Below are 15467 nucleotides of genomic sequence, written 5' to 3' on the forward strand. Positions count from 1 at the left end.
AACCGAACGCCGTTTTTTCAATGAAATTCATCAATTTTTATTTAGGGTTTTATCGGGCGTTCAGGTTTCAACATTTTTTTGAAAATGGATGTTTGGGTTTTTGTTTGGATTATTTATTTGGGTTTTTGTTTTGTTTTTGGTTTTATTTTGGTTTTTGTTTTTGTTTTGGTTTTGATTTTCATTTGAGTTTTGTTTGATTTTATTTTTATTCGGGTTTTAATACAAATATTCAAATCCAATTGATTTCAAATCAATTTTTCTTTATAATATTTTGAAAAACAATTGCAACAACTTTAAAAATCAAAAAATATTGATTAAAACTCAACTTTGTTTTTTAAATAGGTATATATTCAAAAACCGCGTTTTAGGTTTTATTCGAGACTGCAGGCGACTCCTGCTTGATTTCAATATTTTTCAATATTATGATGTCAATAAAGTCCGTTTTATACTATTTTTAAGAGAGGAGTTATTAAAATGTCACTTGTTACAGACGCAAAGAACGGTATCATTACCGACGAAATGAAAGTTGTTGCAGATTTTGAAGAATTAGACCCTGAATTTATCAGAAGGGGCATTGCATCCGGCAGAATCGTTATTCCGCTCAGTCCTTACAGAAAAATCAAATACGCAGGTATCGGACAGGGCTGCCGCACAAAAATCAACGCATCCATCGGCGCTTCCTCAGACATTATTGATATGCAGATGGAAGTCGACAAAGCAATCGCTGCAGAAAAAGCAGGCGCAGACACCTTAATGGAACTCGGAACCGGCGGCGACTTCCTCGGCATGAGAAAAGCTGTTTGTGACGCAATTTCACTTCCGGTCGGATCCGTTCCGTTGTACCAGGCATTCATTCAGGCAGCCGAAAAATACGGCTCCATCGTTCACATGACAGAAGACGAGCTCTTTAAAGCAACCGAAGACCAGGCAAAAGCCGGTACCTGTTTCATGGCAATCCACACAGGCATCAACAAAATCACGCTTGACAGATTGACAAAACACGGCAGATACGGCGGTCTCTGTTCACGCGGCGGCGCTTTCATGACCACATGGATGCTCCACAACGAAAAAGAAAACCCGCTTTTCTCTCAGTTCGATTACCTTTGTGAAATTTTAAAAGAACACGAAGTTACATTGTCCACCGGCAACGGTATGCGCGCAGGCGCCGTTCACGACGCAACCGACCGCGCACAGGTTCAGGAATTGATCATCAACTCCGAATGCGCAGAAATCGCGCACGACAAATACGACCTCCAGGTTATCGTCGAAGGTCCGGGTCACGTCCCGCTCGACCAGATCAAAACCAACGTCCAGCTGATGAAAGTCATGAGCAACTACAAGCCGTTTTATATGCTCGGCCCGCTCGTCACAGACATCGCGCCCGGCTACGACCACATCACAACCGCAATCGGCGCAGCAGTTTCTGCTTCCTACGGCTGTGACTTCCTCTGCTACGTGACGCCCGCAGAACACTTGGCGCTTCCGAACCTCGAAGACGTCGTCACAGGTGTCAAGACCTCCAAGATTGCCGCCCACATCGGCGACATGATCCGCCTCGGCAAGAGAGACGAAGACTTGGCAATGGCTCGCGCAAGAAGAGAGCTCGACTGGGAAAAGATGTACGAAATCGCTATTGACGGTGACCACGCCAGAGCTGTCCGCAACAGCCGCGCACCCGGCGACGAAGACGCATGTACAATGTGCGGTGACTTCTGCGCTTTGAAAATCGTCAACCAGCACTATGATCTTGCAAAGTAATTGCAGACAAATGCAAAAATGCAATACGCAGAGATGCAATATGCAGAGATGCAATATGCAGAGTAACGCTGATTGAGCTCCGGCTCGATCATAAAAACAATTCCTCATCAAAACGTAAAACAAACAGAGAAGGAGGAACCCCATCTCCTTCTCAATTTTAACCTCTGTTTACGTTTTGTATTATCTTTGGTTTGTCTTTGTTTGGTTTTTGGTTTTTTGGATTGGATTTTTTGGTTTACTTCTTTTTTGTTTTTGTTTTTATTTTTCATTTTTGTCTGCGCCGCCGCGCGCGAAGTGCTTCATTTTTCGTTTTGTTTTTCAAATCTGTCCCGAATTTTTATTTTGTTTTCGGATGAGACCTAAACATCCAATTTTTTAAATCGTTGAACCCGAACGCCCGATAAAATCCTAAAAAAATGTATTAGATTTTGAAGAAAAGAAGGCGTTCCGTTTTTGAAAATTTTAATAAAAACGATGTTTCAATAAAATATCAAATTTAATGTAATTTCAAAAGCCGACCCCGCAAGTTGAGTTTCCGAGCGTAGCGAGGAAACGAGACTTGGCGGATTCTTCCCATGCAAAACGAAAAATAAAAACCGCTGAGCTTTTCGGCTCCTGCTAAACTTGCCGGTCTGCGACTGTCTTTTATGATTACGGTTCCTGCAAGGCGGAACAGTCTGCAACTGTTTTTATGTTGCTGCTGCGAATCAGGTTTGCGCTGCTGCCGGTCAGGTTTCTGTTTCTGCTTGCATCTGCTCATTTTATGGTAATCCGTTGGCATTAAATTTTGCTCGGCTTCGCCTCACAAAATTTCAGGTTGCAGCGGGAGGGAGGTGTTTGTTTGCGATGGGAGGGAGGTGTTTGTTTGCAGCGGGGGGAGGTTTCTGTTTCCGCTTGCCGATCAGGTTTGCGCCGCAGCTGCCCGCTGCCGGCAACAGCAGCAGCACGCCGCCGCGCGAGCCGCTCCGCTTTTCAAAATATCAATCAAAATTCAGCTCCATCTTTTCAAAATTTTCAAAAAAATTAAATGAATGCAATATTTAAAGATAAAAATTGGACAAATATATAATCTGAAAAAATGAGCTTACAGAAGCCCCATATTGTCCAGCAATTCTCGGATGACTTCAACGCCCTGCGCGCAATCTTCGGGCGTTTTGCCGCCGGTGATAACAAGCTTTCCGGAGCTGAAAACCAAAATAACGACTTTCGGATCGCGGACTCTGTAAACAAGTCCGGGGAACTGTTCCGGTTCGTATTCAACATTTTCAAGACCGAATCCGACCGCGATTGCAGTGAGATTCAAAACAGCTTTGAGATCGGCGGATGCGACAATGTTTTGAACGACGATGTCGGGGTTTTCGATTGTTTCGATACCGATTTCATTTAATTGCGCTGCCAGATTTCCGATAACGGTGTAAATGTCAGCGACATTTTTAGCGCCTGTGCAAACAATTTTCCCGGATGTGAAAATAAGGAATGCGGCCTTGGGGTCTGAAACTCTGTAAACAAGACCCGGGAATTTCTTTTTGTTGTATTCAGCGCCCTGAAATTTCTCGACAATGAAATCTAAGTCAAATTCTTCCGCCAATTTGGCGGACGCGACAACGTTTTCGATTTTAAGGTTTGATTTGTTGGTCATAATTATTACCGAATGTGATTTATATCTGTATTTTTGAATCAGCGGGTTCTTACAACGCTTATCAAGTATATCTGAGGTAACAAAAAATCACAAATGGCATTACTTGAAAAATCAAATAAAATGAGAAAATAAAACTTAAAACTGCGTATCAAATTCGCCCGCGCTTCGTTCCGACCGGAAAAAGAAAAGTAAAAATGAAAAAGAATCAGAACTGGTCGTATTCTTTTTCCTGTTCTTTTCTGTTCGCTTGAATCGCTTTCAATGTTTTTCTGTGAAGGGTCGCGTTAATGTCGGCGACATATCCTGCAACAAGAAGCAAGACGCCGATTCCCGCGAAGAAAAAGAACGCGGTTCCAAGCATTGAAGCGTGCCACGTAATAAACGGGTGAGCGGCAATCAAAAGCAAAGCGATGATGAATGACAATAAACTCCAAATGCCGAAGAAAAATTTCGGATTGTAGAAGCGCGAATATTTGTAAATCGCCATACTGATTCTGTAGCCGTCGCGAATGGGATGCAATTTCGTTTCCACTTTTTCGGGACGCGGCAGATATGTAATCGGCACTTCAATGAGTTTTTGTCCTTTCGTCAGACATTCGACCGTCATTTCCGTTTCAATGACGAAGCCGTGCTGTTTCAAATCCAAAGCCTGAATCGATTCGCGCGTAAAAGCGCGGTATCCTGTTAAAATATCATGCAATTCCGATTTAAAAGCGCGGCGGAAGAACCAATTGATCATTCGGTTTCCGATGAGATTCAATGTTGTAAACGCGCCCGGCGTTCGGCCGGCGATTCTGTTGCCTGCGACGTGGTCGGCTTTTCCTTCCAAAACCGGATACAGCAAATGATGGATTTCTTCAGGCAATTCCGTTCCGTCGCCGTCGATCATGACAACATATTTTTCAGTGATCGAGCCGAATGCTTCAATCATTGCCTGACCCTTGCCTTTGCCGCTTTGCGCGACAACGCGGGCGCCTGCTGCGGCTGCAACTTCTTGAGTTTTGTCTTTGCTGTTGCCGTCGTAAACCAAAATATTGTTGTAGCCGACGTTTTTAAAGCCTTCAATCACGTCTTTGATTGCGCCTTCTTCGTTGAGAACGGGAATAAAAATGCAAACATCATTTTTGTCAAAAATTATGGTACGGTCTTCAGTCATAATAATCCCGATAGGTTGTGTTTATGTTTTTAATCCGCTGATAAATTGAAACGGATTTTCAATTAAAATCTGCTAAATGCAAACTGCAAATATAACTTCAAATGTAAATTATAGATGTTAATTTAAATGTAAAATTTGAATGTAAATTAAAATGTAATTTTATAGATATATATAGATATAAATTGAAAATTATTAAAAGAAAAAGGAAACAAAAGGACTTACAAAAGTCCCATGTTGTCCAACTGTTCGCGAACGACTTCAACGCCGCGTGCACAGTCATCGGGTGTTTTGCCGCCGGTGACGACAAGTTTTCCGGAGCTGAAAATCAAAACGACGACTTTGGGGTCGCTGATTCTGTAAACAAGTCCGGGGAATTGCTCGGGTTCGTATTCAATATTTTCAAGACCGAGGCCGATTGCGATTGCGTTCAAATTCAAAACAGCCTTGAGGTCGGCGGACGCGACAATGTTTTGAACGGCAATGTCGGGATTTTCGATTGTTTTGATGCCGATGCTGTTTAATTTCTTTGCCATGTTTCCGATAACGGTGTGAACGTCAGCGACATTTTTGGCGCCGGTACAAACGACTTTTCCGGATGTGAAAACGAGGAATGCTGCTTTCGGGTCGGAAACGCGGTAAACGAGGCCGGGGAATTTCTGTTTGTTGTATTCGGCGGTCTGGAATTTCTCGACGATCAAGTTTAAGTCAAATTCTTCCGCTAACTTTGTAGAAGCGACAACGTTTTCGATTTTAAGGTTGGATTCATTGCTCATAATATTACCGTATGCGATTTTATGCGGATAAACGTGTTAAATGTACACACAAATTGTACTAATTAATTTAATTAATTGTGTTAATTAATTGTGTTAATTAATTGTGTTAATTAATTGTGTTAATTAATTGTGTTAAATGTATAAATGTCAATTGTATCATAAAATGTAACAAAATCGTGACAAAGATTGATAATTTTGAAATAAAATTTGGAACAATTTATGAACAGATTTGTAAATTCCGAATTCAATTTTTTTGAATCAATGCGGATATTCTTAAACGCTTATCAAGTATATAAAGGGTATATATAGAGTTTATAAAAAATTACTTTTATTCTATCTGAAAAATCAAGTAAAAATGAAATAAAATCAATTTTTCCCTTTATAAATCAATTCGCGCGCGGTTTCTTTAATTTTATATTTCAGATGTTTTTAAGACATCGGCGCTTCGCAAAAACCGATTAAACGATAAATTCGTTTGCCGGCATTTTCGACGCTCCTGTTATCGGGGTTGCCATCGCTTTTGCTGCCAAGATTGCTTTCGTTTTCATCTTCTGTTTGAAAAATAAGTGTTTTTGTATACGTTTTCTTTTTGAAAAGATCAAAATAAATGACTTCCGCTTTTTCAAAATCGTTTTCCGAATTGTTTCTCAAATCGTTTTCTTCAAATTCTTCGGATTCATTTGATTCATTTTCTTCTTTTTCGTCAATGTCGGGAAGCTCCGCTTCCCATTTTTCAATTTCAATTGTATCGGCGTCGGCGGAAAATGAAACCGACTCCAAAACAATTTTTGAAGAACAAGCGCCATCGTTTTCAATACCGTCAATGCCATCATCGATCTCATCATCAATATCATCATCGGTGTCAGCATTAATGTCATCATTGATCTCGTCGACAGAAATGCGCCATGTCATTCCTTCTTTTTCTAAAAGTGTTTGAATTTCTTCTATCGAAGAAAAAGTTTCATCAATTTCCATGAATCTCAACAACGGTTTCTTTCTATATCAATTTAAAACCAAACATCCGTTTTCATTAATTGTTGAAACCCGAACGCTCATTAAAACCCTAAATAAATGTTTTAGATTTCGATAAAAGAAAGCGTTCCGATTTTTTGAAAAATGAATGAAAGACGATGTTTCAATTGAATTTTAGATATAAAGTAAGAGTTCAAAAACCGACCCTCCAACGACGAGTTCCCGAAGCGGAGCGGAGGGAAGGAGGAGATGGAGATTCTGACTATGATTCGACGAATTTACAGTTGCCGATTTATAAATTTAAAATATTAAATTAAATGAGTCAGTTGAATCAATTTTTTATTCGTATGGGAAAGAATCCGCCAAGTCTCGTTTCCTCGCTGCGCTCGGAAACTCAACTTGCGGGGGCGGTATTTGGACTTTTCACTCATATCTATTTCAATTGAAACATCGTTTTTATTTCAAAATAAAAAAGAAAAACGAACGCCGCTTTTTTTCCAAAGGATTTCTTTTCTTTGGATTTTAAGGGGCGTTCAGGTTTTGATTTGATTAAAGAAAAGGGATGTTTGTGTTTTTCCGAAAATTGAAATTAAAGACGATTAACCGCCCTTCAACGACGCGGTTCCGATAGTGTTGCAGAGGAAAGAAGGAGTTGGAGATTCTGACTCTGATTCGACGAATATACAGCCCGCCGATTTTAGTTCAGCATAAGCTAATGTGAGGTCGGAATTGAATTTTTAATTCGTATTGGAAAGAATCCGCCAAGTCTCAATTCCCTTCGCTTCGCTACGGGAAACTCAACTTGCGGGGGCGGTATTTGAACTTTTCATTCATATTTATTTCAATTGAAACATCGTTTTTATCCCAAAATTAAAAAGAAAAACGAACGCCGTTTTTTTCTAAAGGATTTCTTTTTTTTGGATTTTAAGGGGCGTTCAGGTTTGATTTGATTAAAGAAAAGGGATGTTTGTGTTTATCCGAATTGAAATAATAGTCTAAATCGTTTCATCGCCTTCACCGCTGTCGCCGCCGCGTGCGAGCCGCACAACTTTTCTTCAAAATTTCAAACCTGTCCGCTGTTTTTTGAAAATGAATAAAAGCAAAGCTTAGCGATTAAAAATCTAAAAACAAAAAAGCGACGAGAGGGGGATTTGAACCCCCGAGTTGCAAAGCAACATAGGATTAGCAATCCTACGCCCTACCGAGCTAGGCTATCTCGTCATGATGACAATTCGTTTTTGCTTTCCCATAAATGAAATATGAGATATTTAACGCTTACCCCAAACGGGATTGAATTCGAGCGCAAATTTATGATTTATGGTTTTATAGTTTTTATTATTTTTACGATTTTTAAATCATTTTGATTTTTCAATACAATTTAAACATCGGGATGATTGAAAAGGTGAGCACGCCTTCGGTTCGATACATCTTCCCTACGCAGTCTCCGAAATCCCTCCTCCGCCCCGCAACCCCGCAAGCGACTGTTGTCCGCGGTAAGTCTGCTCCCTTCCGGGCCTGGACCGGTGTCCACGATTAAGAAAGCCGAACCAAAACTCCTTTTGTCTCGGCAATCACCACATTCCCAGCAGGACGAGGTTTCAACGTTAAGATTTCGGACTTGACATAAAGTCAATGCACCTGGCCAAAAGCTTCGTCACCCGCGTATCGGCGATTTCGGGTTACAAGCGACGCCTAGCTGCCCTGACTAGCCCACCGAGTAAATCATAAGCATGGGATAATTTATAAGCCTATCGTATTCTTTCAAATCCGATTCTGTTAATCGAATCTTGTTTTAAATTTACCTGTTTTAAGTTTAAAACAAGCTTTCAAACTTTTTCCTTCTGCTTCTCAGCTTGATTCTTATTTTTATAAATCACACCTTTTTCAGCCGCCAATTTCTGCATCAAAGGCGGCAGTTTATCATAGCGCCACAAACCGAATTTGACCCACGCCTCAGGATTTTCAATTCCTTTTTCGTGACCGGCTTCGATCAATTTTCCTTCCCACATTTCCATCGCTTCAGGATGCGTGTGCTTCAAATTTTCAAAGTCGGCAAGCGACGCCGCCGGACAAAGCCAGCATCCGATTCGGTCAAGCCCTTTCTCATAAAGCGGATTGTAATGCAAATCTTTGTCAAAAATGTAAAGCCAAACATGCATCGCCGTCCATTCCTGAATCGGCGCCGCTCCGACTTGCCCGCGCACAGAAGGACTTTTCCAAATCCTGTGACTCTTGGCGCGCGCTTTGGATTCATATTGGCGCTGACCGATAAAAGTCAAACAGCCGCCGTCATCCGCGTAATTCATTTCAATTACATTCGTAATCGGCATCAGTTTGCAGGATTGCGTACACCAGCGATTATCAACGCTCGGCGGACCGTTCGTCTCATATTCGTCCCAAAACGCATTTCCGGCACTCGTTTCCCTCAGTGTTTTGCCGTAAATGTCAACCACTTCTTTGACATTGTCAATCGTTTCCTGAAACTCCAAACCCGTGTCGGCGAAAATGATTTCATAATCTCTTTCATTACCGGAATCTTTCCCAAACGCCTTTTCCGTCAAATGAAGCGTCACCAAACTGTCTTTGCCGCCCGAATACGAACAAGTCAATTGTTTTGTCATGTTCGCGGCAGCATTTTGCATGAATTTGACGCTGTCCGCTTCGAATTTGTCAATCACATTTCGATTGGCGTCAATTACTTTCTGCCAAATCTCGCGAACCGGCGTTCCCTCTGAAACAATTTTATCGGCAGGCATAACGCTTGCTGCCGTATTTCGCTCAGAGTCATTTTCGCTTTCAATTCCGGTCCATCGCGTCTTGACCGCTTTGCCGCGCTCCGAATTTTTGATTTCTTCGGCTGACATTTTCGCTCGGCCGACGGCAATCACTTCAAAGTCGGGCGTCACAATCACGACTTCATCTTCTTTTTCAAATCCGGGAGCCGTTTTAAAAATTCCCGGGACTAAAACGCTTGATCCCTCGGCGACAAAAGGAACGGCTTTTTCGTACACCATGATCCAGTTTTTAAGATTCGTCTCGGCGTCGGGATCTTCGATTTTAGAATTTTTGTTAAAAATGCGGCGCGCGCCCGACAGCCGCGGCATAAGGACCCATCCGGGTTTATCGATTTCAAAACGAATCGTTCCGATAATTTCGCCGCCGCAAATGATTTCTTCCATTCGGTCATCGTAAGGCGCTTTATTGTAAACGGCAATTTCGCCCTCTGCAATCATTTTTTTGCCGAATTGCCGAACCGAAACTTCGTTGATGCGGTTGATGTCATACGGAAAAGCCGGGCGAATATCCGCGGGCGGCGTGACCGTTACAAAATTTGTTTGGCAGCCGCAGGCGCATTTTTCTTCCAGAACAGGAACATTGCATGCGGGACACCAGTGTAAAACTAATTTTCCCAAAAAAACAGGTTTGACCATGGATTGAAAAACGGACTCATCTTATTAAAAGCCATTTCCATTATCAGCGCTTCAATTCAATTGTATTATTTTTCAAAAGTTATGTTTTCAAAAGTCATGTTTTCAAAACAATTTTTTAAACAATTTTTTAAACAATTTTTTAAACAATTTTTTAAAAATAAGCTTTTCAAAAAAACAGAAATAATTTTTCAAAATCATTTTTCAGAATCGTTATCAATTCTTTCAATAACTGATTTTTCGCTTCAATCTCTCGGCAATTTATACAATTCATCCGATTTCGGCGCGCGAAGCACGCTCATCGTTTCAACATCCTGATTTTCATTCTTATAAATCAGGCGCTTCAACGGATTGGATACGATTTCTCCGACAACGGCTGCCGGAATGTTTTTCTCATTCAGTTTTTCCAAAACAAGTTCGGGATTCGGCGTCGTCATCACCATGCTGCCGCTTGAAATCAATCGGTACGGATTTAAATTATAAAATTCACAAATCTTTTTTGTCTCTTCCGTGATTGGAATGTTTTCTTCATACACGATAACGCCGGTTTTTGCGGCTTCAGCGATTTCCCAAAGCGCACCGTACAGACCGCCTTCCGTGATGTCGTGCATCGAATGAACAACATCTGCGCCCAAATCGCCTGCCGTCACGCCTTCGGCAATGACGCTGATCTGAGACATTTCCGATTGCGCTTTTTTGACAAAAACGTCCCCGAATTCTTTTTTCAATTCGTTTTCTTTTTCAAAAGCAATGATTGCCGTTCCTTCAATCGCCGCTGTTTTTGTCATGATGATTTTGTCACCCGGCGCGGCGCCTGCCGAACAGATGACATTATTTTTGTCAGACATCCCGATTGCGGTTGTGTTGATGACGATTCTTGTCACGGCATCCGTTACTTCAGTGTGGCCGCCGATAATGCTGACATTTAAAGAGGCAGCCGTTTCGGAAATATCTGCCATGATTTTATCCAAATCTTCTTCCGTTGATTCGGGCGGCAGAAGTATTGTAACTAAAAGCCAAAGCGGTCGAACGCCGCTTGAAGCGATGTCGTTGCAGGAAACATAAACGGCAAGTTTTCCGATTTCTTTAGCCGTTCCGGTAATCGGATCGCACGAGAGAACAAAAAATTGTTCGCCGATATCTAAAATTGCGCAGTCTTCGCCGATTCCGGGCGAGACTTTCACCTTTTCATCAAAGTTTTTCAGCTTTTGAAAAACGATTTTTTGCAAAAGGTCGTGAGGCACTTTTCCGATTTCCATATTTTTTCCTGTATTTGGCTCTTTTTTTGAATCGTTTTGACTCTTTTTGAATCTTTTCGGATTCTTTTCCTGATTCTATTCGTAAATGTTTCGCTTTATTTAAATTAACGCTTGTTTTTTGATTTTTGGTTTTATTCGCCGCCGAACATTTTTGTAAACAATGTCTTTGCTTTCACATGACATTTTTCACGATAAACACAGCCGCCGCATAAGCGAATATTTTTCTCGCGCGGCATTTTTCCTTTCTTAATGTCTCTGATTTTTCGAATGATCCGAAACACTTTTCGACGATTTTGCGGTCGAATTCGAACATAACGATAATCTCCGAAATAATCAATCACAACGCTGTCGGAAACAAATTGCCGCCCGAATTCACTTTCTAAAATCATCAAATATGCTGTCGCCGCAATTCTCTCGGATTCCCAAACGCCGTCGCTCGGGGCTTTTGAAATTTTAATTAAATACGGCAGCCGTTTTTCATCAATGATTAAAACCTTCGGGGGCGCGCCGAACAGGTCCGCTTTTTCAAATAAAAATGATTTTTCGACAGCGGTTGGATTTGAAGCTGCTTCGAAAAACTTTGTTCCGTTTCTTTGAATCGTTAAATCAATATTTCGGCTCAGTTCTTCGATTTTCTTTTCAATTTTATCATTCTCAATATCAAAATCGTTCTCAAGAAGATTTTCGAAATCTATTTCCTGTTTTATTTCATCAAATAATTTTTTGATTCGATTCTTAAATTCAGAATTTTCGGCAAAAATGACATCCGTTTTTTCATCAATATTATTCTCATCATTATTAATATCATCAGCAAATTCCAAAACCAAAGCCGGCAATTCCAAACAAATTTCCCGCCAAATTTTGTTTTCAAAAACGCCGGCTCGCTTTTCATTAAATATTAAATCCGGCTGACTTTTTCTTTCGGCGGATATTTTGAAATACAATTGTTTCGGACAAGCCGTCCACATTCTGATTTCGGAAACAAAAACTGTTTTGTCATTTGTTTTTTGAATATTTTCGTTCTCTTTCTTTTCATTTTTTTCGTTCTTTCTTTTCATATCATTTTTTGGAGAAATCAAAAGTATTTTCAGCTTCCGATTTTTTCAAAAACGATAACTTTAAAAGCACGCCCTTTTTTGATTTCGTTTTTCAAATTCGGGATCCGTTTTTGAATATTTTCAAAATTTGTGCAGCTCGCGCGCGGAAGGCGGCAGCAGTTATCTTTTGCTTTTTATCTCATACTCATTTTAATTCATTTTTTCTTTTTTTACTTTATATTGATTCGAAAAAAGAACTTAATCGTTGATTTTATTCGGATTGTCTTATTATTCGATTTTCAAAGACAAGATTTATATTGAAATCATTCGTTTTCACTTTGTCATGACAGACAACGAAGCTTTCGAAAATTTAAAGAAAAGACTTGCCGAAAAAATGGCCGGCGAGATTACGCTTTCTGAAAAACCCGGCGAATGTCTTAAAAAATGGCGACTGAATTTTGAAGTTTCTCAAACTGACATTTCTAATTCTTTGCAAGTTTCGCCCTCCGTTATCAGCGATTATGAATCCGGAAGACGAAAATCTCCGGGAACGCTCATGGTCAGCAAAATCGTCGAATCGCTGCTCGCAATTGATACGGAACGCGGCGGCCAAAAAATTCACGCTTATGAAACAATGCTGACGGCTGACAGTTCCAAGGAATCCATATATTCCACTTACGAATATTCCATTCCGATCCAATTCCAAAAACTTGTCTCACTTCTCGACGCTCAAGTTCTTTACCGCGGCATGGAACGTCCGCTTTACGGCTTTTCCGTTGTCGACAGCAAGCGCTCAATCTTGGAAATGACGTCATACGAATTCCAGCGCCTTTACGGCTGGAGTACCGACCGCGCCATGGTTTTTACAAAAGTTTCAACCGGCAAATCTCCGCTTGTCGCAATCCGCGTCACAAATTTGAAGCCCGGCGCAATTGTTTTGCACGGTCTTTCCAAAGACGAAGTTGATCCGATGGCGATAAAAATGGCAGAAGTCGACAGAATTCCGCTTTTGTGTACAACAAAAGATTTGGACGAAGCGATTGCCGAATTGAAAAAATACGGTCAGTATTCGATTAAAGGAATTTAATTTCCTCTCTTCATTTTTTCTTCCTTTCTATTGATTCTTTTCTATTGATTCCTTTTAATTTCTTTTTTGATTTGTTTGCGTTCATTTTGCGTTCATTTTTTCAATTTTGCAGTCAAAGGCGTAAGCTTTCAAAAGTCATTGAAAATTATAAAAACTATCAATCTATTTTTATAATTATATTAATTTAATTATGAAATAAATAAAATCAAATTTTAAAATGTAAAAACGAATTGAGGTCTTGATAAAACGAATACGGAAAATGCAGAAGTTACGGAAAATACCGAAGTTCCGGAAAATGCTAAACCGGAGATCTTGGATGCAGGAATAACAACCGCAATCCCCGTTAAAGTCGAACGTAAATCATTTCGGAAAGAAATCAATCGTTTGGCTCGCACGCTTATTATTTATGAAATTTTAATGAGTATTGTCGTTATCGCGGCAGCCGCCTATGTTATGGTTCAGTACATTGACATGCCGGATGAACTTTATGATTCGATGGTCAATCCGATTTTTGAAAACGGTTGGCTGATTTTAGCCGGTATTATTCTCGGTATGTTTTTCATTGTTCTGTATCGGAAAAGAGAGCTCATAACAGATTTGACGGCAAAGAACAAATCAATGACTGCAAAGTCTTTCGTTAAACTTTTCTTTTGTATGATGAGCGCTCAAGTCATTTTTTTGGTCTTCGCTTTCTTTTTTGAAAATATTCTAAATCTTTTCGGCTATACAGCCGCTGAAGCAATTGATTCTGCGACCGGTGCCGAAGTCACATTTTCATTGTTCATGTACGCCGCATTCATCGGGCCGATTGCCGAGGAAATCGTTTTCCGCGGTGCTGCTCTTCACGCGCTTAAAAACCACGGGAAATTGTTTGCAATCGTTACTTCGGCGGCACTTTTCGGTTTATTCCATGCAAACTTTACACAAGGCGTTTTCGCATTTTTCGTCGGACTCGTCCTCGGCTACGTTGCGCTTGAATTTTCATGGAAATGGGCTGCTGTGCTTCATATTATCAACAATTTCGTATTCGGCGAAATTCTGAGCAAACTGCTTGAAGTCATTGATCCTTCGATCGGTGATTACATTCTTCCTGCACTTTACATCATTTTCGTTGTCGGGGCAGTCATCACTCTTTTCATTGAGCGTAAAAACATCAAACAATATCTGTCAGAAAATAAAACCAGGCCGTTATTTTATTTGTGGACTTTCACGAGCTTTTGGATGATTCTTTATATTCTTTTTAATGTGATCCAAGCAATGCTTGGAATAAGCGTGCTTCCGTCTTAATTTTCATTTTTTCATTTTTTCATTTTTCATTTTTTTATTTCTCTTTTATTTTCTGTAAAAACGCGGGTTAGTTTTCTGTTTTTTGAAAGTCGGAGCGGCTCGCGCGGCGGCGGGCAGTTTTTGGGCGAAAACGCAAACCTGTAGGTAGCGGCGGCACGTTCGCGAATGCGAACGGATTTCTTAAAAAAGAGCAGATACGGGCGGAAACAGAGACCGCCACACAAGCAGCAACATTAAAAGACAGTTGCAGACTTGCAGGCTTAGCAGTATCAGGCAGCAGTAAAAGACAGGCGTAAGACGAAACCAAGCAGGAGCCGAAAAGCAAAATTAAAATTTTAGGCTGTTTTTGATCTTTCGTTTCGTATGGAAAGAATCTCCAACTCCTTCTTTCCTCCGCTGCGCTTCGGAAACGCGTCGTTGGAGGTGGCGGTTTTTGAACTTTTAATTGAATCCTAAAATTCAATTGAAACATCGATTTTCATTCATTTTCTCAAAAAATCGGAACGCTTTCTTTTATCGAAATCTAATACATTTATTTAGGATTTTAATGAGCGTTCAGGTTCAACGATTTCTTAAAATCTATGTTTGGGTTTCGTCGAATTTATGATTCGCCGCAGCTTTTTTGTGTTTTCGTTTTCTTTTGTTTAGTCTTCTGTTTATGCTTTTTCGTTTTTATCGCGACTTTCTCGTAATTTTTTATAAATTCGCCTCTACTTATGAAATATTTTTTTAATTCATTAATCCGATATTCATTTTAATTATGAAATAGCCGAATATTTTGACGTTTTTCTTTCTTTTTTCACGTCAATTAACGAAATCGCCTACGTTACTTTTATATACCACGATTTCATCTTTTGGTGTAAGTGCTTCGGGGTATGTTGCTTTGAGTTTTCAAAAACCAAAGAACACCCGAAGTCGAAAAGAGGTAATGCTCTAAACAGACAGAAGAAATGGTTTAAAAACATAAAAACGGAATTAATGAGGAAAAAACGTAAAACATCTGCATCGAAGAACTGTTGCCGATTCGATTTGATTCGAACCCTTGTCGGATCAAGCGACAGTTTTTCGGTC

Annotated in this window: 13 protein-coding genes, 1 tRNA gene and 1 other RNA gene; 5 read left to right on the forward strand and 10 right to left on the reverse strand. The window is 40.3% G+C overall.

The window, feature by feature from the left end:
• The first annotated feature begins 474 nt into the window (after positions 1–474).
• From thiC to MmiHf6_RS09040, 3 genes are all read left to right on the forward strand, one after another.
• On the forward strand, positions 475–1758 hold the full coding sequence (gene thiC, locus MmiHf6_RS09030) for a phosphomethylpyrimidine synthase ThiC (protein ID WP_316557463.1): 1284 nt from the start codon (positions 475–477) through the stop codon (positions 1756–1758).
• A gap of 647 nt (positions 1759–2405) precedes the next feature.
• On the forward strand, positions 2406–2528 hold the full coding sequence (locus MmiHf6_RS09035) for a hypothetical protein (protein WP_316557464.1): 123 nt from the start codon (positions 2406–2408) through the stop codon (positions 2526–2528).
• A gap of 4 nt (positions 2529–2532) precedes the next feature.
• Positions 2533–2802, forward strand: coding sequence for a hypothetical protein (locus tag MmiHf6_RS09040; protein ID WP_316557465.1), 270 nt, complete (start codon positions 2533–2535; stop codon positions 2800–2802).
• Between the two features lie 40 nt (positions 2803–2842).
• Here MmiHf6_RS09040 and MmiHf6_RS09045 read toward each other — a convergent pair whose 3' ends face one another.
• The 9 genes from MmiHf6_RS09045 to MmiHf6_RS09085 all read right to left on the reverse strand — a co-directional run bounded on the left by MmiHf6_RS09045 (position 2843) and on the right by MmiHf6_RS09085 (position 12064).
• A complete protein-coding gene (locus MmiHf6_RS09045) occupies positions 2843–3397 on the reverse strand; it encodes a TATA-box-binding protein (protein WP_316557466.1) in 555 nt (184 codons plus the stop codon).
• A 205-nt stretch (positions 3398–3602) separates the two neighbouring features.
• Positions 3603–4553: an S-layer glycoprotein N-glycosyltransferase AglJ gene (gene aglJ / locus MmiHf6_RS09050; RefSeq protein ID WP_316557467.1), complete on the reverse strand. Its 951-nt coding sequence runs from the start codon at positions 4551–4553 to the stop codon at positions 3603–3605.
• 218 nt (positions 4554–4771) lie between these two features.
• Positions 4772–5326: a TATA-box-binding protein gene (locus MmiHf6_RS09055; protein ID WP_316557468.1), complete on the reverse strand. Its 555-nt coding sequence runs from the start codon at positions 5324–5326 to the stop codon at positions 4772–4774.
• Positions 5327–5755: 429 nt separating this feature from the next.
• Positions 5756–6301 (reverse strand): hypothetical protein, encoded by a 546-nt coding sequence (locus MmiHf6_RS09060; protein WP_316557469.1) that lies wholly within the window; start codon positions 6299–6301, stop codon positions 5756–5758.
• A gap of 1133 nt (positions 6302–7434) precedes the next feature.
• Positions 7435–7519 (reverse strand) — tRNA-Ser (locus MmiHf6_RS09065).
• Positions 7520–7698: 179 nt separating this feature from the next.
• Positions 7699–8014, reverse strand: an RNA gene (gene ffs, locus MmiHf6_RS09070) — signal recognition particle sRNA.
• A gap of 110 nt (positions 8015–8124) precedes the next feature.
• Positions 8125–9729, reverse strand: a complete 1605-nt coding sequence (locus MmiHf6_RS09075; protein WP_316557470.1) for a phosphoadenosine phosphosulfate reductase domain-containing protein — start codon at positions 9727–9729, stop codon at positions 8125–8127.
• A gap of 242 nt (positions 9730–9971) precedes the next feature.
• Positions 9972–10985, reverse strand: coding sequence for an AIR synthase family protein (locus MmiHf6_RS09080; protein WP_316557471.1), 1014 nt, complete (start codon positions 10983–10985; stop codon positions 9972–9974).
• Between the two features lie 131 nt (positions 10986–11116).
• On the reverse strand, positions 11117–12064 hold the full coding sequence (locus tag MmiHf6_RS09085) for a CRISPR-associated protein Cas4 (RefSeq protein ID WP_316557472.1): 948 nt from the start codon (positions 12062–12064) through the stop codon (positions 11117–11119).
• 301 nt (positions 12065–12365) lie between these two features.
• On the opposite strand from MmiHf6_RS09085, the gene MmiHf6_RS09090 reads away from it, so the two are divergent.
• Complete coding sequence (locus tag MmiHf6_RS09090) at positions 12366–13109, forward strand: helix-turn-helix domain-containing protein (RefSeq protein ID WP_316558669.1); 744 nt, start codon at positions 12366–12368, stop codon at positions 13107–13109.
• 312 nt (positions 13110–13421) lie between these two features.
• Complete coding sequence (locus tag MmiHf6_RS09095; protein ID WP_316557473.1) at positions 13422–14396, forward strand: CPBP family intramembrane glutamic endopeptidase; 975 nt, start codon at positions 13422–13424, stop codon at positions 14394–14396.
• Positions 14397–14463: 67 nt separating this feature from the next.
• Here the strand turns inward: MmiHf6_RS09095 and MmiHf6_RS09100 are convergent, their stop codons facing one another.
• Positions 14464–14703: a hypothetical protein gene (locus tag MmiHf6_RS09100; RefSeq protein ID WP_316557474.1), complete on the reverse strand. Its 240-nt coding sequence runs from the start codon at positions 14701–14703 to the stop codon at positions 14464–14466.
• Positions 14704–15467: the final 764 nt, after the last annotated feature.

The sequence above is a fragment of the Methanimicrococcus hongohii genome, assembly GCF_032594095.1.
Lineage (GTDB): Archaea > Halobacteriota > Methanosarcinia > Methanosarcinales > Methanosarcinaceae > Methanimicrococcus > Methanimicrococcus hongohii.